The 25,592-nt window shown below is 71.4% G+C and carries 26 protein-coding genes and 1 riboswitch; of the genes, 11 read left to right on the top strand and 15 right to left on the bottom strand.

Features of this window, described 5'->3' with window-relative positions; genetic code table 11:
* Nucleotides 1-209: 209 nt before the first annotated feature.
* Nucleotides 210-845 carry a response regulator gene (locus tag ACWFRU_RS22115; RefSeq protein ID WP_453689434.1) on the bottom strand — a complete coding sequence of 212 codons (636 nt, stop codon included), beginning with the start codon at nt 843-845 and terminating at the stop codon, nt 210-212.
* The gene (locus tag ACWFRU_RS22110; RefSeq protein ID WP_453689432.1) at nt 845-2,071 is read right to left on the bottom strand and encodes a sensor histidine kinase; all 1,227 of its coding nucleotides are present in this window, start codon (nt 2,069-2,071) and stop codon (nt 845-847) included. Before ACWFRU_RS22110 ends, ACWFRU_RS22115 begins: the two co-directional genes overlap by 1 nt.
* A gap of 296 nt (nt 2,072-2,367) precedes the next feature.
* Between ACWFRU_RS22110 and ACWFRU_RS22105 the strand changes: the two genes are divergently transcribed.
* From ACWFRU_RS22105 to ACWFRU_RS22090, 4 genes are all read left to right on the top strand, one after another.
* Entirely contained in the window at nt 2,368-2,925 is a 558-nt protein-coding gene (locus ACWFRU_RS22105) for a GlcG/HbpS family heme-binding protein (protein WP_363312868.1), read from the top strand.
* 44 nt (nt 2,926-2,969) lie between these two features.
* The gene (locus ACWFRU_RS22100; RefSeq protein ID WP_453689430.1) at nt 2,970-3,575 is read left to right on the top strand and encodes an ankyrin repeat domain-containing protein; all 606 of its coding nucleotides are present in this window, start codon (nt 2,970-2,972) and stop codon (nt 3,573-3,575) included.
* Nucleotides 3,572-4,720 carry a YncE family protein gene (locus ACWFRU_RS22095; RefSeq protein ID WP_453689429.1) on the top strand — a complete coding sequence of 383 codons (1,149 nt, stop codon included), beginning with the start codon at nt 3,572-3,574 and terminating at the stop codon, nt 4,718-4,720. Before ACWFRU_RS22100 ends, ACWFRU_RS22095 begins: the two co-directional genes overlap by 4 nt.
* A gap of 64 nt (nt 4,721-4,784) precedes the next feature.
* Nucleotides 4,785-6,233, top strand: a complete 1,449-nt coding sequence (locus ACWFRU_RS22090; RefSeq protein ID WP_453689427.1) for a M1 family metallopeptidase — start codon at nt 4,785-4,787, stop codon at nt 6,231-6,233.
* A gap of 20 nt (nt 6,234-6,253) precedes the next feature.
* Here ACWFRU_RS22090 and ACWFRU_RS22085 read toward each other — a convergent pair whose 3' ends face one another.
* The 3 genes from ACWFRU_RS22085 to ACWFRU_RS22075 all read right to left on the bottom strand — a co-directional run bounded on the left by ACWFRU_RS22085 (nt 6,254) and on the right by ACWFRU_RS22075 (nt 8,187).
* Nucleotides 6,254-6,853: an NAD(P)H-dependent oxidoreductase gene (locus tag ACWFRU_RS22085; RefSeq protein ID WP_453689425.1), complete on the bottom strand. Its 600-nt coding sequence runs from the start codon at nt 6,851-6,853 to the stop codon at nt 6,254-6,256.
* Nucleotides 6,854-6,957: 104 nt separating this feature from the next.
* Complete coding sequence (locus ACWFRU_RS22080) at nt 6,958-7,473, bottom strand: N-acetyltransferase family protein (RefSeq protein ID WP_453689423.1); 516 nt, start codon at nt 7,471-7,473, stop codon at nt 6,958-6,960.
* A 138-nt stretch (nt 7,474-7,611) separates the two neighbouring features.
* On the bottom strand, nt 7,612-8,187 hold the full coding sequence (locus ACWFRU_RS22075) for a TerD family protein (protein ID WP_453689421.1): 576 nt from the start codon (nt 8,185-8,187) through the stop codon (nt 7,612-7,614).
* Between the two features lie 221 nt (nt 8,188-8,408).
* On the opposite strand from ACWFRU_RS22075, the gene arfB reads away from it, so the two are divergent.
* Nucleotides 8,409-8,846 carry an alternative ribosome rescue aminoacyl-tRNA hydrolase ArfB gene (gene arfB / locus ACWFRU_RS22070; RefSeq protein WP_453689491.1) on the top strand — a complete coding sequence of 146 codons (438 nt, stop codon included), beginning with the start codon at nt 8,409-8,411 and terminating at the stop codon, nt 8,844-8,846.
* Between the two features lie 105 nt (nt 8,847-8,951).
* Here the strand turns inward: arfB and ACWFRU_RS22065 are convergent, their stop codons facing one another.
* Nucleotides 8,952-9,476: a flavin reductase family protein gene (locus ACWFRU_RS22065; RefSeq protein WP_365821506.1), complete on the bottom strand. Its 525-nt coding sequence runs from the start codon at nt 9,474-9,476 to the stop codon at nt 8,952-8,954.
* Nucleotides 9,477-9,884: 408 nt separating this feature from the next.
* Here ACWFRU_RS22065 and cdgB point away from each other — a divergent pair, with 408 nt between their 5' ends.
* Together cdgB and ACWFRU_RS22055 are read left to right on the top strand one after the other, a co-directional pair.
* Nucleotides 9,885-11,558: a diguanylate cyclase CdgB gene (gene cdgB / locus ACWFRU_RS22060; RefSeq protein ID WP_453689419.1), complete on the top strand. Its 1,674-nt coding sequence runs from the start codon at nt 9,885-9,887 to the stop codon at nt 11,556-11,558.
* Between the two features lie 75 nt (nt 11,559-11,633).
* Entirely contained in the window at nt 11,634-12,596 is a 963-nt protein-coding gene (locus ACWFRU_RS22055) for a CBM35 domain-containing protein (protein WP_453689417.1), read from the top strand.
* An 80-nt stretch (nt 12,597-12,676) separates the two neighbouring features.
* Here ACWFRU_RS22055 and ACWFRU_RS22050 read toward each other — a convergent pair whose 3' ends face one another.
* The 6 genes from ACWFRU_RS22050 to ACWFRU_RS22025 form a co-directional block, all read right to left on the bottom strand.
* Nucleotides 12,677-13,069, bottom strand: a complete 393-nt coding sequence (locus ACWFRU_RS22050; protein WP_453689415.1) for a hypothetical protein — start codon at nt 13,067-13,069, stop codon at nt 12,677-12,679.
* 83 nt (nt 13,070-13,152) lie between these two features.
* A complete protein-coding gene (locus tag ACWFRU_RS22045) occupies nt 13,153-14,001 on the bottom strand; it encodes a class II fructose-bisphosphate aldolase (RefSeq protein WP_453689414.1) in 849 nt (282 codons plus the stop codon).
* A 79-nt stretch (nt 14,002-14,080) separates the two neighbouring features.
* Nucleotides 14,081-15,013, bottom strand: coding sequence for a 1-phosphofructokinase family hexose kinase (locus ACWFRU_RS22040; protein ID WP_453689412.1), 933 nt, complete (start codon nt 15,011-15,013; stop codon nt 14,081-14,083).
* Nucleotides 15,014-15,170: 157 nt separating this feature from the next.
* Nucleotides 15,171-16,313: an N-acetylglucosamine-6-phosphate deacetylase gene (gene nagA, locus ACWFRU_RS22035; protein WP_453689410.1), complete on the bottom strand. Its 1,143-nt coding sequence runs from the start codon at nt 16,311-16,313 to the stop codon at nt 15,171-15,173.
* A complete protein-coding gene (locus tag ACWFRU_RS22030) occupies nt 16,313-17,281 on the bottom strand; it encodes an ROK family protein (protein ID WP_453689408.1) in 969 nt (322 codons plus the stop codon). The genes nagA and ACWFRU_RS22030 overlap by 1 nt, the downstream gene beginning before the upstream one ends.
* 249 nt (nt 17,282-17,530) lie before the next feature.
* Nucleotides 17,531-18,424, bottom strand: coding sequence for an SIS domain-containing protein (locus tag ACWFRU_RS22025; protein WP_453689406.1), 894 nt, complete (start codon nt 18,422-18,424; stop codon nt 17,531-17,533).
* Between the two features lie 132 nt (nt 18,425-18,556).
* Here ACWFRU_RS22025 and ACWFRU_RS22020 point away from each other — a divergent pair, with 132 nt between their 5' ends.
* From ACWFRU_RS22020 to otsB, 3 genes are read left to right on the top strand one after another with little or no spacing between them, the layout of a single operon-like run.
* Nucleotides 18,557-19,822, top strand: a complete 1,266-nt coding sequence (locus tag ACWFRU_RS22020; RefSeq protein ID WP_453689489.1) for an ABC transporter substrate-binding protein — start codon at nt 18,557-18,559, stop codon at nt 19,820-19,822.
* A 10-nt stretch (nt 19,823-19,832) separates the two neighbouring features.
* Nucleotides 19,833-20,105, top strand: coding sequence for a DUF3263 domain-containing protein (locus tag ACWFRU_RS22015; RefSeq protein WP_453689404.1), 273 nt, complete (start codon nt 19,833-19,835; stop codon nt 20,103-20,105).
* Between the two features lie 16 nt (nt 20,106-20,121).
* Nucleotides 20,122-20,982: a trehalose-phosphatase gene (otsB, locus tag ACWFRU_RS22010; RefSeq protein WP_453689402.1), complete on the top strand. Its 861-nt coding sequence runs from the start codon at nt 20,122-20,124 to the stop codon at nt 20,980-20,982.
* Between the two features lie 198 nt (nt 20,983-21,180).
* Here otsB and ACWFRU_RS22005 read toward each other — a convergent pair whose 3' ends face one another.
* The 3 genes from ACWFRU_RS22005 to ACWFRU_RS21995 form a co-directional block, all read right to left on the bottom strand.
* Nucleotides 21,181-22,581 (bottom strand): alpha,alpha-trehalose-phosphate synthase (UDP-forming), encoded by a 1,401-nt coding sequence (locus ACWFRU_RS22005; RefSeq protein ID WP_453689400.1) that lies wholly within the window; start codon nt 22,579-22,581, stop codon nt 21,181-21,183.
* A gap of 79 nt (nt 22,582-22,660) precedes the next feature.
* Nucleotides 22,661-22,921 (bottom strand): hypothetical protein, encoded by a 261-nt coding sequence (locus tag ACWFRU_RS22000; protein WP_453689398.1) that lies wholly within the window; start codon nt 22,919-22,921, stop codon nt 22,661-22,663.
* Nucleotides 22,922-23,010: 89 nt separating this feature from the next.
* Complete coding sequence (locus ACWFRU_RS21995; protein WP_453689396.1) at nt 23,011-23,955, bottom strand: glucosyl-3-phosphoglycerate synthase; 945 nt, start codon at nt 23,953-23,955, stop codon at nt 23,011-23,013.
* Nucleotides 23,956-24,124: 169 nt separating this feature from the next.
* Nucleotides 24,125-24,259: riboswitch (SAM riboswitch) on the top strand.
* A gap of 17 nt (nt 24,260-24,276) precedes the next feature.
* On the opposite strand from ACWFRU_RS21995, the gene thrC reads away from it, so the two are divergent.
* A complete protein-coding gene (thrC, locus tag ACWFRU_RS21990) occupies nt 24,277-25,584 on the top strand; it encodes a threonine synthase (protein ID WP_453689394.1) in 1,308 nt (435 codons plus the stop codon).
* The last annotated feature ends 8 nt before the right edge of the window (nt 25,585-25,592 follow it).

Below are 25,592 nucleotides of genomic sequence, written 5' to 3'. Positions count from 1 at the left end.
GGGTCGCCGCTGCTCCTTGGCGGAGGGCTATGTGCTGGCGCTGCTCGGCCGGGGCCGTGGGCTGGAGCTGCTTGGCCGGGGCCTTGGTCGGCCGCTGCTTGGCTGGGAGCGCTGGGAGGCCTCTCCTCGGCCCGGCGCTATGGGCCGCCCCTCATCGGCCGGGGGCCGCGGGCCGTCGGTCAACAGGCGAGCGTCTGAGGCGCCGCTCCTCACGGAAGCAGTCGCTGTTCCTTTGCCACCGATACCGCTCCTGCCCTCGTGTCCACGCCCAGTTTGTCGTAGATGCGGCCCAGGTGTGTTTTTACCGTGGCCTCGCTGATGAACAGGGCGCGGGCGATGTCGCGGTTGCCGAGGCCCTGGGAGAGTTGCGCGAGGATGTCGAGTTCGCGGTCGGTGAGGGTGGGCAGCGGCTTGCGCATGCGGGCCATGACGCGGGACGCGACCGGCGGGGAGAGCGTCGTACGGCCCTGCGCCGCGGCGTGGATCGCGGCGAAGAGCTCCTCGGGGCGTTCGGCCTTCAGGAGGTAGCCCGTCGCCCCCGCCTCGATGGCACGGGTGATGTCGGCGTCCGTGTCGTACGTCGTCAGGACCAGGACGTGGGGCGCGGGGTCGGCGGCCGTCGTGATGTGGCGTGTCGCCTCCACGCCGTCCATCCCCTCGCCGAGCTGGAGGTCCATCAGGACCACGTCCGGCGTCAGCTTCGCGGCGAGCGCGATCGCCTCCTCGCCGGTGCCCGCCTCGCCGACCACCTCGATGTCCGGCGCGCTGCCCAGCAGGGCCAGCAGTCCGGCGCGTACGACGATGTGGTCGTCGCAGACCAGGAGACGGACCGAAGGCTGTGACATCAGGTGGTCCTTTGCGGGGAGAGGGGGATCGCGACCGAGAGGACCGTGCCCTCGCCCGGCGCGGACTCGATCGTCAGTGTGCCGCCCAGCTGCCGCGCGCGGGCGCGGATCGCGGGCAGCCCGTGCCCCCGCCGGTCGGAGGCGGGCGGCTGCTCGGTGGGGGTGAAGCCACGGCCGTCGTCCGCGATGTCGAGCACCACCTGATCGTCCAGGTGCGTGAGCGTCAGCGCCGCGGTGGACGCGTCGGCGTGTTCCGTCACGTTGGCGAGCGCGCCCTGCGCGATGCGCAGGAGCGCGGACTGGGTGCGGTCGGGAAGCGGGACGGGTGTCCCCTCGGCGTGGAAGCGGACCGTCAGGCCCGCGTCCTGCGCGGTGCGCTCGGCCAGCGTCCGCAGCGCCGCGTCGAGGCCGCCGCCGTCGGCGAGGTCGGCGGGCGCCAGGTCGTGCACGAAGCGGCGGGCTTCGGTGAGGCCGAGTTCGGTGATCGACTCGGCGGTACGGACATGGGCGCGGGCCTTGGCCGGGTCGGTGTCCCAGACGCGGTCGGCGGCCTGGAGCAGCATCTGCTGGCTGGACAGGCCCTGGGCGAGGGTGTCGTGGATCTCCATGGAGATCCGCTGGCGCTCGGCGAGGGTGCCTTCGCGGCGCTCGATGGCGGCCAGCTCGCGGCGGGTGCGGATCAGGTCGTCGATGAGGGTGCGCTGGCGGGCCGCCTGGCGCTGCATGTACAGGAACACCGCGGTCGCGACCGCCGCCCAGGCGGGCGGGGCGAGCAGCAGGTTCGGGTCGAAGCGGCCCGCGAGCTGCAGCTGCGCGACGACCACGAAGGCGGTCAGGACGGCCACCAGGAACAGCGCGGCGCGCGGCGGCAGCGTCCGCAGCCCCGTGTAGAAGAGCGGCACCGCGCACCAGGCGAAGCTCGGCGCGAGTATGACGATGACGACCCAGACGGCCACGACGAGGATCAGCCAGGTGAGGCGGCGCGGCGCGGTGGGGCGGGCGCCGATGGCGGGGCCCAGTACGTAGAGCAGGGCGAGGGAGATCGAGAGCGCGATGATCCACGGCGTACGCGGTTCACCGGGGTGCCGCATCAGGTAGCGGGTCAGGGACGAGCCGAGGAGCAGGAAGAACGCCGTGTGCATGACGGCTGCGAGCCAGCGTGCGTCGGGGTCCGGCATACGGGGGTCGGGGCCCGGTGTGCGTGGCGTGCGCTGTCGCTGTCCCATCGGGCGCCTCCCTCTCGTGTCCGTTCCGCCGTGCCTCGTCGTGCTGACGTACGTCTCCGGTCGCCCGAACGCGGTCGCTGAACTGGGCAAACACCCTCATTGTGACCCGGTGGGGCCACCGGGGGGTCAACCGATCGGCTGACCCTCGTGTCGGCCGAGTCGCGCGCGGCTCCCAGCCGGTACGTCGACGGGTGCGGGCCGGTACCGGCCACAGGATTGGTGACAGGGAGAACGACCTCCCCGAGGACTTCCCCCAAACCCCGCCTCCACCTTCACCGTCACCCAAGGAGCACCCCATGCAGAAGCTCTCCCGCCGCACCCGTGTCCTGACCATCGCCGCGACCGCCGCCGTCCTCGGCGCCGGCACCTTCGGCGCCGTCTCCGCCAGCGCCGAGTCCCCGGCCGCCGCCCCCAAGGCCGCCGTCGCCGCCGACGCGGCCGACAAGAACCTCACGCAGTCGACGCACCTGAACGTCGCCGCCGCGACCAAGGCCGCGCAGGCCACCCTCGACGCCGCGAAGAAGGAGAACCAGCGCGTCTCCGTCGCCGTCGTCGACCGCAACGGCAACACCATCGTCGAGCTGCGCGGCGACGGCGCCGGCCCGCAGTCCCCCGAGTCCGCCGTGAAGAAGGCGTACACCGCCGTCTCCTGGAACGCGCCCACCTCCGAGCTGACCAAGCGCCTGGAGCAGGCCCCGAACCTGAAGGACATCCCCGGCACCCTGTTCCTCGCGGGCGGCGCCCCGGTGACCGCCAAGGACGCGCCCATCGCGGGCATCGGTGTCGCGGGCGCCCCGAGCGGCGACCTGGACGAGAAGTTCGCGAAGGCAGGCGTCGCGGCGCTCGGCCGCTGATGCTGAGGCTGTTCCCGGTCCGTACGACCACGAGGAGGACGAACATGGCAAGGACCGCGCAGGACGAGCGGCTGCTCGATGCCGCACGGACCGGGAACGCCGACGAAGTGAGAGCCGCCCTCGACGCGGGAGCCCGCGTCGAGACCCGTGACCCCGAGCTGCGCACCCCCCTGCTGCTCGCCGTCATCGGCGACCGCGTCGAGGCCGCACGGGTCCTGGTGGCCGCCGGCGCCGACGTCGACGCCCAGGACCACCGCGCCGACAGCCCCTGGCTGGCCACCGGCGTGACCGGCAGCGTCGCCATGCTGCACGCCCTGCTTCCCGCGGGGCCCGACCTGAAGCTCCGTAACCGGTTCGGCGGGATCTCCGTGATTCCCGCGGCGGAACGCGGCCACGTCGCGTACGTACGGGAGGTCCTGCGCGTCACCGACATCGACGTCGACCACGTCAACGACCTCGGCTGGACCGCCCTGCTGGAGGCCGTGATCCTCGGCGACGGAGGCCCCGCGCACCAGGAGATCGTGGAGCTGCTGCTCGCCGCGGGCGCGACGCCGGGACTCGCCGACCGGGACGGCGTCACCCCTCTCGGGCACGCGGAGCGCCGCGGTTTCGCGGGGATCGCCGCGCTGTTGAGGGGGGCCGCCTCGTGAAGGCTCCCGGGACGGTGGCCATCGCTCTCCTGGGTGCCGCCCTCGTCGCGGGCTGCGGCGCCGGCGGGGACGACGCCGGGGCGTCCGGCGCCGAGCCCACCCGCGCGAAGGCCACGGCCACCCTGCCCGCGGACCAGCGCACTCCCGAAGGCACCCTCCTGGTCGGCGACTTCGGCTCGGACACCGTCACGTTCGTGGACCCCGAGCGCGGGCCCGTCGAGTCCGTGGAGGTCGGCACCGCGCCGTACGGGATCGCCGTGGGGGAGGACGGCCGCGCCTGGGTCGCCACCGCCGACGCCGTGGCCGTCGTCGACACTTCCCCAAGCTCCAAAGAGCAGGGGAGACCCCAATCCCGCGAACGCGTCGACCGCATCCCGTACGAGACCGACAGCGGCCCCACGACGACCGGCGAGTACCGCGGCGGCGGCATGGGCATCGCCCTCTCCCCGGACGGCGAGCACGCCTACGTGGGCGTCAACGTCCCGGACGGCAAGGGCACCCTGGAGGTCATCGACACGAAGAAGCGCGAGGTCACGGACACCGTCCCGGTGGGCCGCCGGCCCTTCGACGTCGACGTGTCCAAGGACGGCAAGGAGGTCTACGCGACCAACCACGACTCCTTCGACGTGACGGTCGTCCGCGCGGACTCCCTTGAGCCGCGCCGCATCGAGGTCGCCCCCTACGGCACGGAAGGCGGCCTCGGCTCCTGGCTGAAGCCGCACTACGCCGCCGTACGCCCGTCGGACGGCAAGCTCCTGCTGCCCTTCGAGGGCGAGAGGCTCGTCGTGCTCGACCCGCGCACCGGCGAGTCCGACATCGAGAGGATGACGGCCAACACCCATCAGCACGGCGCGCTGATCACGCCGGACGGCACGCTCTTCGCGGTCGGCACCGGCCCCATCGACCCGTCGTCGGACGAGGGACCCTCGCTGACCATGCGCACGAAGGACGGCGAGGAGAGGGTCTTCCCGCTGGACGGTCCGCACGAGGACGTCGCGGTCTCCGAGGACGGCGGCACCGCCTACGTCACCGGCGGCTTCACCCGCGACGGCTTCTGGAACGGCATCACCGTCATCGACCTGAAGAGCGGCGACACCCACCGACTCCCGGCAGGCGAACGTCCGTTGGGCATCGCAGTCCTGTAGGCGCGAGGCACGGGGGGCCGGGCGGACCCGACGCGGTGGGCGTGCGCGGTGCACGACCGAACATATGCCGCATAAGATCACAGGCGTGCACCCACGATCCACGGCGCTGCGCGGCACGTCGGCCGCTGCCCTCACCGCTCTCGTCCTCACCGCGTGCAGCGGCTCCGGAGTGCACGGCACGCCCGGGGCCGACGGCGTGCGCGACCCGTACTTCCCGAGGCTCGGCAACGGCGGCTACGACGTCGCGCACTACGACCTGACCCTCGGCTACGACCCCGACGCGCGGCACCTCACCGCCACCGCCGAGATCACGGCGCGCGCGACGCAGGACCTCAGCGCCTTCAACCTGGACCTCAAGGGCCTTGAGGTGAAGGGCGTGACCGTCGAGGGGAAGGGCGCCTCCTTCCACCGCGACGGGCAGGAGCTGACGATCCGGCCCCCGGACGACCTCGACGAGGGCGAGACGTTCCGCACGGTCGTCCGCTACTCCGGCAACCCGGAGACCATCACCGACCCGGACGACTCCGAGGAGGGCTGGCTGCGGACGGAGGAGGGCGCCATCGCGCTGGGCGAACCGACCGGCTCCATGGCGTGGTTCCCGTCGGACAACCACCCGTCGGACAAGGCCTCGTACGACATACGCGTCACCGTCCCCAAGGGCCTGAAGGCCATCTCCAACGGTGAGTTGACCCGCGAGTCGACCAAGAACGGCCGCACCACCTTCGCCTGGCACAGCGCCGAGCCGATGGCGAGCTATCTCGCCACGGTGGCGATCGGGCCGTACGAGGTGAAGAAGTCGACGACCAAGTCCGGCATACCGGTGCTCACGGCGGTGGAGCCCTCCGAGGCCAAGGCCAGTGCCAAGGCGCTCGCCCGGATTCCCGAGATCCTGGAGTGGCAGGAGCTGAACTTCGGCCCCTACCCCTTCTCGTCGGCCGGCGCGATCGTCGGCCGCGAGGGGGACGCGGGCTACGCCCTGGAGACCCAGACCCGCCCCACCTACCCGGGCGCCCCCGACACCGAACTCATCGTCCACGAGCTGGCCCACCAGTGGTTCGGGAACTCCGTGACGCCCAAGTCCTGGCGGGACATGTGGCTCAACGAAGGCTTCGCGACGTACGCCGAGTGGCTCTGGCAGGAGGACAACGACGGCGACAGCGCGCAGGAGATCTTCGACCAGGTCTACGCGGGCGACTACTACGAGGCCAAGGAGGACAACGACGCCATCTGGGCCTTCCCGCCCGCGAAGCCGCCGTCCGCCGCGACCATCTCGGACAGCCCGGTCTACGAGCGGGGCGCCATGGTCGTCCACAAGATCCGCCGGGCGGTGGGCGACGCCACCTTCTACGACATCGTGCAGGGCTGGACGAAGACCCACCGCCACGGCAACGCGGACACCGAGGACTTCACGCGGTACGTGGAGAAGCACGCGGGCGGCCAGAAGGCGCGCGAGAAGGTCCGGGCGATCTGGGGCCCGTGGCTGTACGAAGAGGGAAAGCCGAAGAACCCGTAGGCCGTCGGCCTTCCCTGCCGTCACACCACCAGGGCGGCGGCCTGCTCCCTGGCCAGGCGCAGCCAGTCCGCCCGCACGCCGTCGCCGGAGTCGGTGACGGTGCGCAGGACGTGCCGGCGTACGTCGTCGACGCCGACGTAGGGCAGCACGCAGGCCGCCCAGATGCGCTGGAGGGGGTCGCCGAACTCGTCGTCCTCGCGTTCGGCGGGCGTGTCGGAGGTGTTGAGGACGAGGGCGCGCCGGGCCTTGAGCAGTCCGGCGGGCTCGCCGTCCGCCGTGCCCAGCTTGTAGGCGATGCCGGGCGCCAGGACGCGCTGGATCCAGCCGGTGAGGACGGCGGGCGGCATGCCCCACCAGTTGGGGTGGATGAACACCAGGGCGTCCTGCGCGACGACCTCGGCGCGGTGGCGCGTGACGAGCGGGTCGTCGTCGGCGGGGGCGGCGCCGACCGTGCCCGTGGCGTCGGCGGGCAGCATCGGGTCGAACCCCTCGGCGTACAGATCGTGCACGACGACTTGGCAGCCCCGCCCCGCCAGTTCGTCGGCGACGGCTTCGGCCAGTGCGTGGTTGAAGCTGCCGGGGCGCGGGTGGGCGAGGTAGACGGCGACGGACTTGGACATGAACGGGTTCCCCCCTGGGTGACCTGTCTGACTTACACCTGGCTGACTTACACCTGTCTGACGTGCGGCGGCGGACTTACGGGAGCGGACCTACAGCAGCGGGCTCACAGCAGCGGTTTGCGCAGTACGGCGCACGGGCGGTCCGCTTCGAGGTCCTGCTGGTGGTCGATGATCTCGTATCCGAGCGCCCTCCAGAAGGCGAGCCCGGCGTCGTTCCCCGCGAGCACCGCGAGACGCAGCCCGGTGCGCCCGTCCGCCCGGAAGCGCTCCTCGATCCGGCCCGTCAACTCCCGCCCGAAGCCGTGGCGTCGGCGGTGCGCGTCCACCATGAGGAGCCCGATCCACGGGTCCGGGTCGGCGGGGTCGGGATGGTGGTCCAGGGTGATGCCGATCCCGACGGCCCGCCCCTCGGACCGTGCGACGAGCACCTCGGCGCCCGGCACGGCCAGCTCGTCCGCGAGCGCGGCGGCGACCTGTTCGGGGCGGATGTCGTGGGGGTCGGGGAAGTCCCCGGAGAGGGCGTGGAAGACGTGGTTCGACGCGTACAGGGCGGTGAGCTCGGTGAGCAGCTCGCCGGGGAGCGCGCCGTCGTCCGCGGGCGTGAGCGGTTCGAGGATCATGCGGCGCAGGTTAGCCCCGCGCCCTTCCGCCGCGGGGTCGTGGCGGGCCGCGGCGGGTCCGTGGCGGGGTGGCGGTGAACCACGAGGGCCCCCGGCGGAGACATCCGCCGGGGGCCCTCGTGAACTCGCCTAGGAACCTCAGACGTTGACGCCGAAGTCCTGCGCGATGCCGACGAGGCCGGACGCGTAGCCCTGGCCCACGGCGCGGAACTTCCACTCGGCGCCGCTGCGGTACAGCTCGCCGAAGACCATGGCGGTCTCGGTGGCGGCGTCCTCGCTCAGGTCGTAGCGGGCGATCTCGGTGCCGCCGGCCTGGTTGATGATGCGGATGAAGGCGTTCCGCACCTGGCCGAAGTTCTGCGAGCGGTTCTCCGCGTCGTAGATCGAGACCGGGAAGACGATCTTGTCGATGTCGGCCGGGAGGCCGGCCAGGTTGACGTTGATCTGCTCGTCGTCGCCCTCGCCCTGACCCGTGACGTTGTCACCGGTGTGCACGATGGTCTGGTCCGGCGTCGCCTTGTTGTTGAAGAAGACGAAGTGGGCGTCCGAGAAGACCTTGCCCTGCGGGTTCACCGCGATGGCCGAGGCGTCCAGGTCGAAGTCGGTGCCAGTGGTGGTACGGACGTCCCAGCCGAGGCCCACGGTGACGGCGGTCAGGCCCGGAGCCTCCTTGGTGAGCGAGACGTTGCCACCCTTGGACAGGCTTACTGCCATTGTTGGGAGTCCCTTCCCTCGTTGCTTTACGAACGGGCTTCGTACTGGGGACGAAGCTACCGTCACCCCTATGAACGTCGATCAGGGTCCCAGAGGTTCCAGGTCCTTTTACTTTCTTTGCCAACCTCTGACGTCACACCCGCCACACGCGGGTCGCACCCGGGGTGGCAAGCACGGCGCGCCGTAAATGCGGGTGACGTGGACCGGACAGACGCGGGACCATAGGACCCATGTCCGGTCCCTATGTCATCCGCGGCTCCGTCTCCCTGCCCGAGGCCGAGCTCATGTGGCGCTTCTCCAGGTCGTCCGGGCCGGGCGGTCAGCACGTCAACACCAGCGATTCGCAGGTGGAGCTGAGATTCGACCTGGCCAACACCGAAGCGCTGCCCCCGGTGTGGAAGGAGCGCGCCCTGGAGCGGCTCGCGAACAGGCTCGTCGGCGGCGTCATCAGCGTGCGCGCCTCCGAGCACCGCTCCCAGTGGCGCAACCGCGAGATGGCGGCCACCCGCCTCGCCTCGCTGCTCGCGGAGGCCACCGCGCCGCCCCCGCGGCCCCGCCGCGCCACGAAGATCCCCCGGGGGATCAACGAACGGCGGCTCCGCGAGAAGAAGCAGCGCAGCCAGACCAAGCGCGGCCGCTCGGGCGAGGGCTGGGGCTGAACCCGGACCCAAACCCGGACCCAAACCCGGACCCGGACCCGGACCCGGCCCATGGCCACCGCAGCAAACGGTTCCGCGGGCAAAGTCCGTTCAACCCAAAACCATTTAGCCCAGCTGTCGGTACTTGCCCTTGAAATACATCAGCGGGCCCCCGTCGGCGCTCGGCAGAGCAGCCGAAAGTACACGCCCGATGACGAGGGTGTGATCACCCGCTGTCACCGTCTGTTCGGTCCGGCACTCCAGCGTCGAGAGCGCACCGCCGATCAGCGGCGCCCCCGACGTCTCCCCACGGGAGTAGGGAAGGTCCTCGAAGAGCAGCCGGTCGCTGATCCTGCCCTTCATCGCGAACCGGCCCGCGATGTGGCGCTGGCTCTCGGAGAGCACCGAGACGCCCCACAGCGGCTGCTCGGCCAGCAGGTCGTCCATCCGGGAGCCCTCGCGCAGGCTGACCAGCACGAGCGGCGGGTCGAGGGAGACGGAAAGGAAGGCCGTCGCGGTCATGCCGACGTCCTCGCCGTCCGGTGCCTGCGGGTCGTCCGCGTCCAGTGACGGCTCTCTGGCGGTCACCAGGACCACACCCGCGGCCAGCCGGGACATGGCGGCGCGGAACTCTTCGTTGCTCACCCCCACAGGATGCCCGTCGGGGGACGGGGCACGGGGGGAGGGCGGGGCGGGGGGAGTCGCGGAGGCGCTCGCCAGGGATGTCTTCAGTACGGGAACCACGAGGCCGACGCTAGCCCGGCCGCCCCTGCCACCACATCGGGCCGTGGTCCGAGACCGGGCCTAGGACCGGCGACCGAGGCGGCGGCGGGGGCGTGGGAAGCCGTGTATCGGGCAAGTGGACTGGACCAACGAAGGCTTCCCATCTGTGACTTGAGTCACAGGACCCATATTTTGTTGACCCTGTGTACCGAGTGAGCTGCTCGCTGTGATTCAGTGACGGTGGCAATCGGACACTGAGAGAACTCAGGTACGACGAGAACACTAAGGGCGCTGCGAATCCTGGAGTTGCTGTCGAGGTCTCGGGGAGAGCGAGCAATGGAGACCGAGTCGGAGCCGTACGTCCGTCTTGCGACCCTGCGGCAGCTGCATCAGGTGGTGGCGGATCTCAATACGGCCCGGAGCCTGGCGGACACGCTGCAGACCGTCGCCGACGGCGTGGTCAACGGCCTTGGCTATGAACTGGCGTGCGTCAATCTCGTGCGCCCTGACGGCGACCTCGTGGTCGCCGCCTTCGCGGGCAACACCGCCGCCGAGGCCCTCATCACCGGCCGGGTCGGCTCCCGCGAGGCCTGGGAGAAGCGGCTCTCCATGGGCGAGGCCTGGGGCGGCCTGAGGTTCATCTCGTACACCGAGGGCTGGGTCCTGGACGAGGACGACGTCCCGCAGTGGTACACCGACGGCCCCGAGCCCCGCTTCGAGGACGAGTGGCACCCCGCGGACCGCCTCTTCGCCCCGATGTACGCGACGGGCGCGGCCGGCGGCGAACTGCTCGGCGTGATCTCCGTGGACCGGCCCCGCAACGGCCGCAGGCCCGGCGCCTGGGGCCGCGAGGCCCTCCAGATGTACGCCTTCCAGGCCGCCATCGCGATCAGCAACGCCCGCCTTCGCGCCAACATGCAGCGCGCCCTGGTCCGCCTGGAGCGCGAGCAGCAGGCGCTGCGGGCCAGCGAGGAGTCCTTCCGCCAGGCCTTCGAGTACGCGCCCTCCGGCATGGCCATCGCCGAGATGGGCGGCGACCAGCACGGCCGCATCCTGCGCACGAACGACGCGCTGTGCCGCCTGCTCGGCCGCCCCGCGTCCGCGATGCGCCGCTACTCGTTCTCCGACCTGGTCCACCCCGAGGACATCGGCACCCTCCTGCGGACCTCCGCCGAGGGCGGCAGGGCCGAGCTGCGACTGGCGCGCCGCGACGGGACGTACGTCTGGGTGTCCCTGCGCAACAGCGTGGTCGCCGACGCCGCCGACGGGCCGCGCTTCCTGCTGACCCACGTCGAGGACATAGAGGAGCGCAAGCGCCGCGAGCTCCAGCTCGCGCACCGCGCCTCGCACGACTCCCTCACCGGCCTGCCCAACTCCGCCGAGCTCCGCTCCCGCCTCAGCTCCCGGCTCTGTCGCAGGCCGCACGCGGGCCAGCCGAGCGCGGTCGACTCGCTGGACGCGGCGTACGACGGCGTGTACGACGCGGAGGGCCGGCACAGCTTCGACTACGGCTCGCAGAACGCGCACAGCCTCCAGCAGGGTGCCGAAGGCTTCGACCACCACGTGCACACCGTCGCGCCCCCCGAGGGCCACGGGGACACGGACGACGGCACGAAGGGCCTCGCGGTGCTCTTCTGCGACCTCGACGGCTTCAAGTCGATCAACGACCGCTTCGGGCACCACACGGGTGACGCGGTTCTCATCGAGGTGGCCAGGCGGCTGACCAGCGGCGTCCGTGACGGGGACACCGTCGCGCGGCTCGGGGGTGACGAATTCGTCGTCCTGGCCGACGGGCTCGGCCGCGCCGACGCCCAGGACCTCGCGGTGCGGCTGCGGAACGCGATCATCCCGCCGATCCGGGTGGACGGCAGGGCGGTCCGGGTCGGTGCCAGTTTCGGCATCGGGTGGGCGCACTGCGGGATGTCAGCGGACGAGGTGTTGCACTCCGCTGACCAGCGGATGTACGTGGAGAAGCGCTCACGTGCCAAGCAGCACAGGCGTGCCGGATGAGGCAAACGCCACCCCGTGGTCTCACTCGAAGCGGGTAGGCTCCCCCGGTCAGCGACATGAGGGAGTGACCAGGGAATGACGCCCGGCACCAACGGCGAGCACACGCCGAACCCGCCGGAGGGCGAAGACGATCCGTTCGGCTATCTGTACGAAGACGGACAGGCGGCCGGCGCCACCCCGCCCAGCGGCGGGGGCGGCTACGGGTACCCCGGTCCGCGGTCCTCGTACAACCACGTGCGCGCGGTGGGTGACCGCCGGCCCAACGCCTACGGCACGCAGGCGGCGCCCACGTACGGCCAGCAGGTCCCGCCGCAGCAGCAGGCGTACGGGCAGCCGAACGCGCACTACGCCGCTCCGGAGACGCAGCCCGGCGGGGCCCCGACGGCCCCGCAGTACACCCCGGCGCCCAGAGGCTCGGGCGGTCGCGGCTCCGGCCCGAACACGAAGGGCCTCCTGATCGCCGCGATCGCGGTCGTCGCGGTCGTCGCCATCGGGATCGGCGCCGCGATGACGTTCGGCGGCGGCGACGACGAGGGCGGCAAGAAGGAAGCGGGCGGCGGCTCCACGCAGGGCGAGACGGTGAAGCCCAGCGAGAAGCCGACCCAGGACCCGGCGGACCCGGCCGAGCTCCCGAAGACGGACGCGAAGGCCCTGAAGCTGGAGGGCGGCACGTCGGCGTCTTCGGACGTCAAGGGCGCGAAGGCCGCGGGCGGCTATTACGTCCAGGGCTTCAACCAGGTCGGCGCCAAGGTTTCCTGGACCGTCAGCATCAAGAAGGCGGGCAGCTACCGGCTGTACGTGCGATACGGCATTCCCGGCGAGGACGCCGATGCCACGCTGAACGTCAACGGCAAGCCGAACGCGCAGCCGCTCGGCATGAAGAACTTCATCTCGTCTCCCAAGGGTGACTGGGAGAAGGGCTGGCAGACGACGTGGGCCCCGGTGGATCTCACCAAGGGGACGAACGTGGTCGAGCTGGAGTGCGCCGAGGGCAACAAGTGCAACGCCAACATCGACCTGCTGACGCTGAAGAACTGACGCGTGGCATGACACCGGCGCCGGTGGCCGCCGTCCACGGACGGTGACCACCGGCGCCTCGTGCTGCCGGGTGCCGTCGGCTAGGCGACGCGGCCCCACTCCATGCAGCGGCTGGCGACCCAGGCCTTCTTGCCGTTCCAGCGCACCGCGTGCCAGTCCTTCTCCTTCGGACTGGAGCTGGAGCAGCGGTAGGTGCCGCCGTTGTGGGTGCCGCTGCAGCCGGACACCCAGCACTTGATCTTCTTGCCGCGCTTCAGCGTGCCGACCTTCCGCGAGCTCGTGCTGGCCTTCTCGCGGACACTGGTGTCGCCGTAGTTGTTCCAGCCGCCGCCCCAGTCCTGGGCCGCCCGCGCGCTGACGGAGGTCTCGGCGGACCTGGAATCGGCGCTCGCGCTCGCGGCGGTGGCGGTGAAGGCGCCACAGGCGACGGCGGCCGCCACGGCGATACGAAACGTCTTGCTGGACGTACGCAAGGTTCCCCCAACTAAATCGTGATCTTGGTCGTTGATCACGATACGTCCCCGCCGCGCGTGCCCGCACACCTATATGCGCGCATTCACGCCATGAGCCCCAGGAACCCCGCCACCGTCCCGGCCATCGCCTCGCGAGCCGGGGCGAGGTATTTGCGGGGGTCTACGCCCTTCTCGTGGGCGGCGAGGTACGCGCGGACCTCGCCCGTGAATGCCGTGTTGAGGGCCGTGCCGACATTTATCTTCACCATGCCGGACGTGATGGCCTGCCGGATCTCCGCGTCCGGTACGCCACTTGAGCCGTGCAGGACGAGAGGCACGGGCACGGCTGTCGCGAGGGACGCGATCAACTCGTGGTCCAGCGTTGCCGTGCGGGACGTCATCGCGTGGGAGGAGCCCACCGCCACCGCGAGGGCGTCGACGCCTGTGTCCGCTACGTACGTCGCCGCTTCCGTGGGGTCCGTGCGGACGCCCGGGGCGTGCGCGTCCAGTGGGGCCTCGCCCTCCTTGCCGCCCACCTTGCCCAGCTCGGCCTCGATCCAGATGCCCCGCTCGTGGCCCCAGCGCACGGCCTCCGCCGTCGCCTTGACGTTCTCGCCGTACGGCAGCTTCGACGCGTCGAACATCACCGAGCTGAAGCCCTCGGGGTGCGCGGCCCGCAGGAGTTCCGGGTCCGTGACGTGGTCCAGGTGCAGGGAGAGCGGGGCCGATGAGGCCTTGGCCACCGCCGTCGCCGCCGCGGCGATCGCGGACAGGCTGCCGCCGTGGAACTTCACGGCGTTCTCGGAGATCTGGAGGATCGCGGGGGTGCCCGCCCGCTCGGCGCCCGCGGCGATCGCCTCCGCGTGCTCCAGCGTGATCACGTTGAACGCGGCGACCCCGCGTCCCGTGGCACGCGCGTCGGAAACCAGGTCGCCGGTGGATACGAGTGGCACGATGAATGTCCCCAATTCCTGGGCCGGCACGGCCCGTTGTGCGTCGCGTTGTGCGTCGCCCACGCGGTGACGCGTGATCTCACGCCGCGGTGGCCTCCCCGGTCACCGCGACCCGCGCGAGCAGGTCTTCGTACGTCGCGCGCGCGAACTCGCCCGCCACGGGGGACTCGACGGTCGCCGTGGACAGCGCCACGGCACGCGCGAGGCGGTCCGGCCACGGGAGTTCCTCCACGAGGGCGGAGAGCAGACCCGCCACCGCCGAGTCACCGGCGCCCGTCGGGTTGCCGCGCACACGGGTGGGCGGCGCCGCCTGCCAGGTGCCCTCCGGCGTGACGGCGCGCAGGCCGTCCGCGCCCAGGGACGCCACCACGGCGTGCGCGCCCCTGCGGCGAGCGTCGCGGGCCGCCTGGGCGGGCTCGTGGGAGCCGGTCAGCTCGGCCAGTTCGTCGGCGTTCGGCTTGACGATGTCGGGGCGGGCGGCGACGCCACGGCGCAGCGCCTCGCCGCTGGTGTCCAGGAGCACGGGGACCTTGGCGGCGCGCGCGGCCCGTACGAGCGTCGCGTACGCGCCGACCGGGACCCCCGGCGGCAGGCTTCCGCAGAGCGCGACCGCGGCGACGCCCCGGCGCAGCAACTCCTCGTACGCCCCCTGGAACGTGGTCCATTCGGCGGGTGAGACCGCCGGTCCCGGTTCGTTCAGCTGGGTGGTGTCGCCGGTCGCCGCGTCGACGACGGCGAGGGTGCGGCGGGTGGCGCCGGCGACGGGCACGAGGGCGTCCGTGACGCGGGGCTCGCGCGCCAGGCGCTCGTGCAGGACGCGGCCCGTGTCGCCGCCCGCGAAGCCGGTCACCGTCACGTCGTGGCCGAGGGCCGCGAGGACGCGGGCGACGTTCAGGCCCTTGCCGCCGGGCCGTTCGATGACCTCGGTGACGCGGTGCGAGGCGTGCGGGACGAGGGCGGGGACCCGGTAGGTGATGTCGAGGGCGGCGTTCAGCGTCACCGTGAGGATCACTCGTCACTCACCCCCGAGTCCGCTTCACAACGCGCCTGCCGCCCGTCTCTTTCCGGGGCTGATCATGCCAAAGAGAAGGCGGTTGGCCCAGAGGTCAGGGCCAACCGCCTTCTCTTCGTTGCTTCTTCAACGGGTGGTGAAATCGCCCCAGTTGGGCCTAATGGGGTGCAAGTACCCACTCGCCCTTGCGCATGACGCCCTTCAGGTCGAACTCCGCGTCCAGAATCACCAGGTCGGCGTCCTTGCCGGGCTCGAGCGAGCCGATCTCGTCGTACATCCCGAGGAGCCTGGCCGGGTTGGCGGAGATGGTCCGCACGACGTCCTCGACCGGCAGCCCGTCCACGGTCACCGAGCGCTTGAACGCGCGGTCCAGGGTCAGGGTCGAGCCCGCGATCGAACCGCCCTCGACGAGTCGCGCGACGCTGTCCTTCACCTCGACCTCCAGCGGGCCGAGCATGTACCGGCCGTCGCCGAAGCCCGCCGCGTCCATCGCGTCCGTGATGAGCGCGGTGCGGGCCGCGCCCGCGTGGTGGAAGGCCAGCTCGAACGCGGCGGGGTGCAGATGCGTGCCGTCGTTGATCAGCTCGACCGTGATCCGCTCGTCCTCCAGGAGCGCGGCGATCGGGCCCGGCTCGCGGTGCCCGAGCCCCGGCATCGCGTTGTAGAGGTGCGTGGCGACGGTGGCGCCCGCGTCGATGGCCTCGACCGTCTGCTCGTACGAGGCGTCCGTGTGCCCGATGGCCGCGATCACCCCGTGCTCGGCGAGCAGGCGTACGGAGTCGATGCCGCCCGGCAGTTCGGTGGCCAGCGTCAGCATCTTCGCCCGGCCGCGGGCCGCGTCGATCAGCTTGCGGACCTCGGCGGGGTCGGGGTCGCGCAGGAGCACCTCGCTGTGCGCGCCCTTGCGGCACGGCGAGATGAAGGGGCCCTCGAAGTGGATGCCCGCGATGTCGCCCTGCTCGGCCAGCTCGCTGAGCATGCCCGCCCGCTGGGCGAGGAAGTCCATCTCGCCGGTGACGGTGGAGGCGACGAGCGTGGTCGTGCCGTGCAGGCGGTGCGTGTGGACGCCCTTGAGCACGTCGTCGACCGTGCCGGAGGTGAAGGAGGCACCGCCGCCGCCGTGGTTGTGGAGGTCGACGAAGCCGGGGACGACCCAGTGGCCGGCCGGGAGTTCGATGATCTCGGCGTCCGCGGGAGCGCTCCCGGAAATGCGCGAACCCTCGACGATCACGCGGCCGTTGGTGAGCGTCCCGGTGGGCAGGACCACCTGAGCACCGGCGAGAACTTTGCTAGCGGCCATCAGGCGGTTACCTCCGTGGAGTGGGTGGCGTCGGGAGCGGTGGCGGTTCCTTCGAGCAGATCCCAGGCGAGCAGGCCCGCGCCCAGGCACCCGGCGGTGTCCCCCAGGGCGGCGGGGACGATGAGGGGCTGGGTCTGGAACGTGACGATGCGTTCCGTCATGGCCGCCCGCAGGGGTGTGAACAAGGTTTCCCCGGCCTCGGCCAGACCGCCACCGATGATCAGGGTGTGCGGGTCCAGGAGGGTGAGCGCCGTGATGAGGCCGTCGGCGAGCGCGTCGACCGCGTTCTGCCAGACCTCCCGGGCGCGCGGGTCGCCGGACTCCACGGCCTTCGCGCAGTCCGCGGCGTCCGCCTCCGGGGCGCCGCTCGCCGCCGCCCACGCCTCGCTCACGGCGGACGCGGAGGCGAGCCGCTCCAGGCAGCCGCGCTGGCCGCAGCCGCAGGGCGGGCCGCCGGGGCGCACGATGATGTGCCCGATCTCGCCCGCCGAGCCGTGGGCGCCGGGCTCGATGCCGCCGCCGATCCCGATGGCCCCGGCGATGCCCGTGCCCAGGGGCACGAAGAGGAAGCGGTCGGCGCCCTTGCCCGCGCCGATCCGCCCCTCGGCGAGGCCGCCGGTACGGACGTCGTGGCCGAGCGCCACCGGGATGCCTTCGAGCCGCCGGCTCAGGAGGTCGCGCATCGGGACGTCGCGCCAGCCGAGGTTCGCGGCGTAGACCGCCGTGCCGCGCTCGGTGTCGACGATCCCGGGGATCGCGACGCCGGCCGCGGCGGCGGGCTCCCCGAACTCCTTGATCCCGTGGGCGCGCAGATCGGCGGCGAAGTCGAGGATGGACTCGACCACGGCGTCGGGACCGCGTTCACGGCCGGTGGGCCGCCGCGCCTCGTGGAGGAGCGCGCCGTCCGCCCCGACCAGGGCGGCCTTCATTCCGGTGCCGCCCACATCGAGGGCGATGACGTGTCTCACGGGGGACAGTGTCGCGCCTACGCCGCGAGAGGTCTAGTCCACTTCGGCCAATCGCCGCTTACCCCGGTGGGCGGGTGCCCCCTAAACCGCCGCTTCGCGGCGGATGTCTCCCGCCCACCCACCCGTAACCCCGCATCGCCTCGAAACCGTCGCACCCCCGCCGCTGCGCGGCGATACGCCCACTCGTTACCCCGCGGGGCAATCGGATGGGTGGGTGGGGAGCGTCCGCCGCGAAGCGGCGGGTCAGTATTAGCCCAAGATGACGCTCCGCGTCAGGTTCCTGGGCCGGTCAGGGTCGAAGCCCCGCGACTCGGCCAGTGCAACCGCGAGCCGCTGGGCCCGGATCAGGTCAGCCAGGGGGTCCGCCTCCTCCCGGGCGACCAGCTCACCGCCCACGCGCGCGACATCCCCCGCGAGCCCCTCCGGAAGCACCCCGAACATCCACGCCACCCGGCCGGGACCGGTGATGGAGATCGGACCGTGGCGGTACTCCATCGCCGGGTACGACTCCGTCCAGGCGCCCGCGGCCTCCCGCATCTTCAGCGCGGCCTCCAGAGCGAGCCCGTACGTCCAGCCACGCCCCAGGAACGTCCACTGCTCAGCGCCAAGGACCGCCGGAGGCAGCGGCTCCGACACCGCGAGCTCCGCGTCCACCGCCGCCTCGGCGACCGACTTCACGCCGGGGATGTCACCGAGCCCGGCCCGCAGGAAGGCGAGCGCGGTCGTCGCGAAGCGGGTCTGGACGACCGACTCCTCGTCCGCCCAGTCCAGGACCGCCACCGAGTCGGCCGCGTCCATGACCGGTGTCTTCGGGTCGGCGGTCAGGGCCGTGGTCGGGACGACGCCCTTCAGCTGTCCGAGGAGTTCGAGGACCTCCGTCGTCGTACCGGACCGGGTGATGGCCACCACCCGGTCGTACGTCCGCCCCGCCGGGAACTCCGACGACGCGAACGCGTCCGTCTCGCCCTGCCCGGCGGCCTCGCGCAGCGCCGCGTACGCGATGGCCATGAACCACGACGTCCCGCACCCCGTGACGGCGACCCGCTCGCCCGGCTTCGGCAGTCCGTCGAAGGTGAGAGCGGCCTCGGCCGCCCGGTGCCAGCAGGCGGGCTGAGTTGCGATCTCTGCTGCGGTACGCGACATGCGTCGGGACTCCTTGCCGGTGGGCTGTCAGTGGTACGCCGTTGCACAAGCGATACTGAGGTGGTGTAGACCTCGTGTCCATACGCGAGGGAAAATCGCAGTTCACGAAGATCATCGAGGGTGGGAACAGCTGTGCAGCGGCGCGCGACAGGACTGACCGCGGCGATAGCCGTACTGGGCATGGCGGCGGTACTCGCCGGCTGCGGCGGTCCGGGCGACTCCGGCGACGTCACCCTCAAGCTGGTGGCCGCCGACTACGGCGACTCGAAGGCCAACAGCTCCCAGAAGTACTGGGACAAGATCGCCAAGAAGTTCGAGGCCGAGAACCCCGGCATCAAGGTCGACGTCAGCGTCTACTCGTGGACCGACGTCGACCGCAAGGTCAAGGAAATGGTCAAGGCCGGCGACGCCCCCGACATGGCCCAGATCGGCGCGTACGCCGACTACGCCGCGGCGGACAAGCTCTACCGCACCGAGGACCTGGTCTCCATCTCCACCCAGGCCGACTTCATGGCCCCGCTCTCCGAGGCGGGCGAGGTCAAGCGCGTCCAGTACGGCATGCCGTTCGCCTCCTCCACGCGCCTGCTCTTCTACAACGAGAAGATCTTCAAGGACGCCGGCCTCACCCCGCCGCAGAGCTGGGGCGAGCTCGCCGCCGCCGCCAAGACGCTCAAGGCGCGCGGCGTGAAGATCCCCTACGCCCTTCCGCTCGGCAAGGAAGAGGCGCAGGCCGAGACGATGCAGTGGCTGCTCAGCGGTGGCGGCGGCTACACCGACAACGTCGACACGTACGACATCGACTCCGCGCAGAACGTGAAGACCTTCACGTGGCTGAAGGACGAGCTCGTCGGCAAGGGCCTGACGGGTGCCACGCCCCCCGCCAAGCTCGACCGCGCCGAGGCCTTCGCCGCCTTCACGCGCGGCGACGTCGGCATGCTCAACGGCCACCCCACGCTGATGCAGATGGCTTCGAAGAAGGGCGTGAAGTACGGCATGGTGCCGATGCCCGGGGTGAACGGCCACACCCAGGCCACCATGGGCGTCGCCGACTGGATGATGGCCTTCAAGCAGCGCGGCAACCGCGAGGAGATCGGCAAGTTCCTCGACTTCGCCTACAGCACGAAGAACGTCCTGGACTTCTCCCGCGAGTACGACCTGCTGCCGGTCACGAACTCCGCCGCCGAGGAGATGACGGGCAACAAGAACGACAAGGCGCTCGCCGAGTTCCTCGACGAGCTGCCCACCTCGCAGCTGTACCCCGTGGGCAAGACGTCCTGGGCGCAGGTGTCCGTCGAGGTCAAGAAGTACATCGGCAAGGCAGTCGACCCGAACGGCAATCCGGCGTCGATCCTCAGCCAGATCCAGTCCAAGGCGGCGACCGAGGAGAACTCGGAATAGCGTGACCGGCATGACTGAGGCAGCGGACGGCGTCCCGGACGACACGTTTCCCGACACCGGGCTCTCCGAGCGTGACCGCGCGATCCTCGCCCTGGAGCGCCGTGACTGGGTGACCGGTCCCGGCGCCAAGGAGCGGGCCGTGCGCGAGCAGCTCGGCCTGGTGCCGGTCCGCTACTACCAGCTCCTGAACGCCCTGCTCGACGATCCCCGCGCCCTCGCGCACGATCCGGTCACCGTCAACCGGCTTCGGCGGGTCAGGGAGTCCCGGCGCGGGGAGCGTTGAGCGTAGGGTCGGGCCCATGGGTGACCCTGTGTACTCGACGTACTCTCCCGAGCTGCCCGAGCCCGTGACCCCCGCCGGGCGCGAGGGCCTGGCCGCGCTGCTCGCGCGCCCCGGGAAAGCCGTGATCGCGCTCGACTTCGACGGCACGCTCGCTCCGATCGTGCCCGACCCCGAGCAGGCCCGCGCCCACCCCGGCGCCGTCCCCGCCCTCGCCGCGCTCGCGCCGAAGGTGTGTTCCGTGGCGGTCGTCACCGGGCGTCCCGCGGGTGTGGCGGTGCGGTATGGCGGCCTCGCGGGCGTGCCGGGCCTGGAGCACCTCGTCGTGCTCGGGCATTACGGCGCCGAGCGCTGGGACGCCGTCTCGTCCACCGTGCACGCGGCGGAGCCGCACCCCGGTGTGGCGGCCGTGCGTGCCGAACTGCCCGGATTCCTGGACACGATGGGCGCGTGGCGCGGTACGTGGATAGAGGAGAAGGGGCGTGCGGTCGCCGTCCACACGCGTCGTGCGGCCGATCCGCAGGCCGCCTTCGAGGCGCTGCGGGAGCCGCTGGCGGAGCTGGCGTCCCGCCACGGCCTCATCGTCGAACCGGGCCGCCTGGTCCTGGAGTTGCGGCCCCCCGGCATGGACAAGGGCGTGGCCCTCGCGGACTACGTGCGGGAGGTGGGTGCGGAGACGGTGCTCTACGCGGGCGACGACTTGGGCGACCTGCCCGCTTTCGCGGCCGTGGAGAAGCTTCGCTCGGACCAGGTGCGGGGGCTGCTTGTGTGCAGTGGCAGTGCGGAGGTGGCGGAGTTGGCGGAGCGGGCGGACTTGGTGGTGGACGGGCCCCAGGGTGTGGTGGGGCTGCTGGGCGCGGTAGCCGCGCGGCTGAGGTGAGGCGGACGGACTTTTAAGTCCCCAACCCCGCCCCTTCCCGAAAACCCGCTCTGGCGCGGGGGCCTTGCGCGCCCTCATCACCGGCTCCGCCGAGTTCGTCCTCAAACGCCGGACGGGCTGATTTTTCAGCCCCTCCGGCGTTTGAGGAGGGCCCTCGCGCCGAGCGAGTTTGCGGGAAGGGGCGGGGTTGGGGAGAAATCAGGCCCTCAGCGCCCGCAGCTGGTCCAGGAACCACTGGGCCGGGGGGAGAGCCGTCGCCGCCGAGGCGAGCCGCTTCGTGCGTTCCGAACGCTCCGCCTCCGGCATCGTCAGCGCCGCGTGCAACGCGACTGCCGTCCCCGTGACGTCGTACGGGTTCACGACCACCGCGTCCTCGCCCAGCTCCTCGTACGCCCCCGCCTCCCGGGACAGGACAAGAACGCACCCGTCGTCGGAGACGACCGGCACCTCCTTGGCCACCAGGTTCATCCCGTCCCGGATGGGATTCACCAGTGCCACGTCCGCGAGGCGGTACGCCGCGAGCGACCGCGCGAAGTCGTCCTTCACGTGCAGGACGACCGGGGTCCAGCCCTCCACCCCGAAGCGGGAGTTGATCTCGTCGGCGACCCGCTGGACCTCGGCCGTGTAGTCGCGGTACACCGCGAGGTCCTGCCGCGAGGGGTACGCGAAGGCCACGTGCACCACCCGCTCCCGCCACTCGGGGCGGGTCTCGAGCAGCTCCCGGTAGGCCAGCAGTCCCCGCACGATGTTCTTCGACAGCTCCGTCCGGTCCACCCGGACGATCACCTTCCGGTCGCCGGAGCCCCCGATCTGCTCCCGCAGCGCGACAAGACGCTCCTCCACGTCCGCCCGCCGCGACCGCTCCCGCAGGAAGTCCGCGTCCGCCCCGAGCCCGTGCACCCCGATCCGCGTACCGGACGTACCGCCGAGGACGGCGACGCAGCACTCCGTGAACGCGTCCGCCCACCGGCCCGTCAGGAACGCCGCACGGTCGGCGCCCAGGATGCCGCGCAGGAGCTGCTCGGCGACGTCGTCCGGGAGCATCCGGAAGTAGTCCACCGGCGCCCACGGCGTGTGCGAGAAGTGGCCGATGCGCAGGTCGGGGCGCAGCTCACGCAGCATCCCCGGCACCAGCGCCAGGTGGTAGTCCTGCACGAGGACCGCGGCGTCCGCGCCCGAGCTCTCGGCGAGCGCCTCGGCGAAGGCCCGGTTGTAGGTCTCGTACGACGCCCACTGTCCCCGGAACTCCGGGCCGAAGGCCGGTTCGAGCGGCGTCTGGTAGAGCATGTGGTGGACGAACCACAGGACCGAGTTCGCGATTCCGTTGTACGCGTCGGCGTGCACCTGGGGGTCGATGTCGAGCATCCGTACGCCCGGCTCACCCACCCCGCGCCGCACGGCCTCCCGGTCGCCGTCGCCCAGTGCCGCGCAGACCCACAGGGCCGCGTCGCCGTCGGACTCGCCGATCGCGCTGAGGCCGGAGACGAGCCCGCCGCCGCCCCGCTTGGCCGTCAGTTCCCCGTTCTCCTCCAGGGTGTACGTGACGGGGCCGCGGTTGGACGCGACGAGGACCTGGGCGGAAGCGTGCTCGGAGACCATGTGGCGAACCTAGCCCCTGGGGCGGGGACTCAAACACGTCAGAAGGGACACGTCAGAAGGGGCACGTCAGCAAGGCCGCCTAGTCGCGCCTGCTTCTTGCTGCCGCCACCGCCAGCGCTCCCAGTGCGCACAGGGAGATCGCCAGTCCCGCGTACAGCATCGTGTCCGAGTCGCTGCCCGACTTGGCCAGTTCCCCCCGGGCGCCCTCCCGGCGCACGGGCTCTTCCTGCCGGGTGACGGCGTCGGTGTGGCTGATCCGCGGACCGGCGCCGGCGTCCGCCGCGGCGGCGGACGCGGTGGCCCCGCCGAGTGCTCCTGCCGCCAGGGTGGCCGTCGCCAAGGCCACGGCACCGGCACGAAGCGCGCTTTCCCTTGCTTGTCTGACCCACATAAGTGGGGAATGTAGACAAAATGCCCGGCTTGGGGCGGTTACGCCACGCGGCGAGCCGTGTACTCCGCGATGCCGCACATCGGCGGACGCTCCTCCGTGTCCACCGAATGGGTCCGCGGCTCGAACCCCTGCTCGCCCCGTTCGAACTGGGTGAGCTCGGGTCGTACGAGATGGCCGCGCGCGAGCCGCAGCTGCGCCGTCCGGTAGATCGCCGCCGCCATCCGGCCGAGCGCCTGCCCGTCCTGGTGCCGGTGCTTGCGCACCCCGACATCGACCTGCGCGAGCGCGTCCAGGCCCACGGTGTGCAGCGCGTCGACAAGCAGCCCCAGCTCCACGCCGTAACCGACGGGGAACGGCAGCCGCTCCAGGAGGGATCTGCGCGCCGCATACTCGCCGCCCAACGGCTGTACGAAGCCCGCCAGTTGGGGCCAGTGCATGTTGAGCAGCGGGCGCGCCATCAGCTCGGTCACCCGGCCGCCCTGCCCCGCGGTCTCACCCAGGGGGCGGTCGTACATCGCCTTCACGAAGTCCACGTCGGGCTCGGTCAGGAGCGGGCCCACTATGCCGGTGACGAAGTCCGCCGAGAACTCCCTCAGGTCCGCGTCGACGAACGCGACGATGTCACCGCCGGTCACCAGGAGCGAGCGCCACATGACCTCGCCCTTGCCGGGCACGGCCGGGATGCGCGGCAGGATCACGTCCCGGTGCACGACCCGCGCGCCCGCCCTCCGCGCGACCTCGGCCGTACGGTCCCGCGAGCCGGAGTCGATCACCACGAGCTCGTCGACGAGCGCCGCCTTGTCGACCAGCTCACGGCGGATCTCGGCGACGATCTCGCCGACCGTCCCCTCCTCGTCGAGCGCGGGCAGGACGACACTCACCGAGGCCCCCGACGCCTGCTTGGCGGCGACGAGTGCGCTGAGCGGACGGTCGGCAACGGACCAGGAGCGCCTGGTCAGCCAGCGCTCGGCCTCTTCCAGCACGGGTGGCTCCTCCTGTGTGTGGCCTACATGTGATCCATCTCGCGGTTCGGACGACTATCTCAAGGGTCCAGGCCGTCGGTTACAGTCTTGAACAACGCCGATGACCATCGCATGCCGGGGTCATCGCGTAACAAATGCCCTGGGGCCCCTGAAGCCCCCGGCGCCATACCGCTCATCCAGAGGGGCAGAGGGATACGGCCCGTTGAAGCCCCGGCAACCATCCCGCCGACCGCGCACGCGAGGTCTCGGTGGGGAAGGTGCCAATTCCGTCTCGCGGCGAGATGCGTCGCGGGGAAGATGAGGAGAAAGGGCCTCGCCTCCATGGCTGCGCAGACTGTCGCAACGAACGACACCACCCCTTCCACCACGGGTTCCGTGGACCTCGGCCCCGCATCGGGCCTCTCTTGCCGCGAGTGCGGCGAGCTCTACGCCCTCGGCCCGATCTTCGCCTGTCAGGCCTGTTTCGGCCCGCTCGAAGTGGCGTACGACCTGCCGACCGGTGACCCCGAGGCCCTGCGGAAGCAGATCGAGTCCGGCCCCGACAACATCTGGCGCTACGCCCCGCTGCTGCCCGTCCCGGCGGACGTCGCCGAGAAGCCGAACATGAACCCCGGCTGGACCAAGCTCGTCAAGGCCGACAACCTCGCCCGTGAGCTGGGCGTCGAGCAGGGCAAGCTGTTCGTCAAGGACGACTCCGGCAACCCGACGCACTCCTTCAAGGACCGCGTCGTCGCCCAGGCCATCGAGGCCGCGCGCGCCTTCGGCTTCACCACGCTCTCCTGCTCCTCCACCGGCAACCTCGCGGGCGCCGTCGGCGCCGCCGCGGCCCGCGCCGGCTTCCGCTCCTGCGTGTTCATCCCGCACGACCTGGAGCAGGGCAAGGTCGTCATGGCCGCGGTCTACGGCGGCGAGCTCGTCGGCATCGAGGGCAACTACGACGACGTGAACCGCTTCTGCTCCGAGCTCATCGGCGACCCGCTGGGCGAGGGCTGGGGCTTCGTGAACGTGAACCTGCGGCCGTACTACGGCGAGGGCTCCAAGACCCTCGCGTACGAGATCTGCGAGCAGCTCGGGTGGGTCCTTCCCGACCAGCTCGTCATCCCGATCGCCTCCGGCTCGCAGCTCACGAAGATCGACAAGGGTCTGAAGGAGCTCATCGCGCTCGGCCTCGTGGAGGACAAGCCCTACAAGATCTTCGGTGCGCAGGCCGAGGGCTGTTCGCCGGTGTCCACCGCCTTCAAGGCGGGCCACGACGTCGTGCGCCCCCAGAAGCCGAACACCATCGCCAAGTCGCTCGCCATCGGCAACCCCGCCGACGGGCCGTACGTCCTGGACATCGCGCGTCGCACGGGCGGTGCGGTCGAGGACGTGAACGACGAGCAGGTCGTCCACGCGATTGAGCTGCTCGCCCGGACCGAGGGGATCTTCGCGGAGACCGCCGGTGGTGTGACGGTGGGCGTCACGAAGAAGCTGATCGAGGCGGGGCTCATTGACCCGGCGTTGACCACGGTGGTCCTGAACACCGGTGACGGCCTCAAGACCCTCGACGCGGTCGCGGAGACATCTCAGGCGACCGCGACGATCAAGCCCAGCCTTGAGGCGTTTCGCTCCGCGGGTCTTGCCGACTGAGCTTGTTC

It is taken from the genome of Streptomyces sp. NPDC055099 (assembly GCF_053607685.1).
Note: the sequence above shows the minus strand (reverse complement) of the source record. Positions and strands in the feature narration are given on the sequence as shown.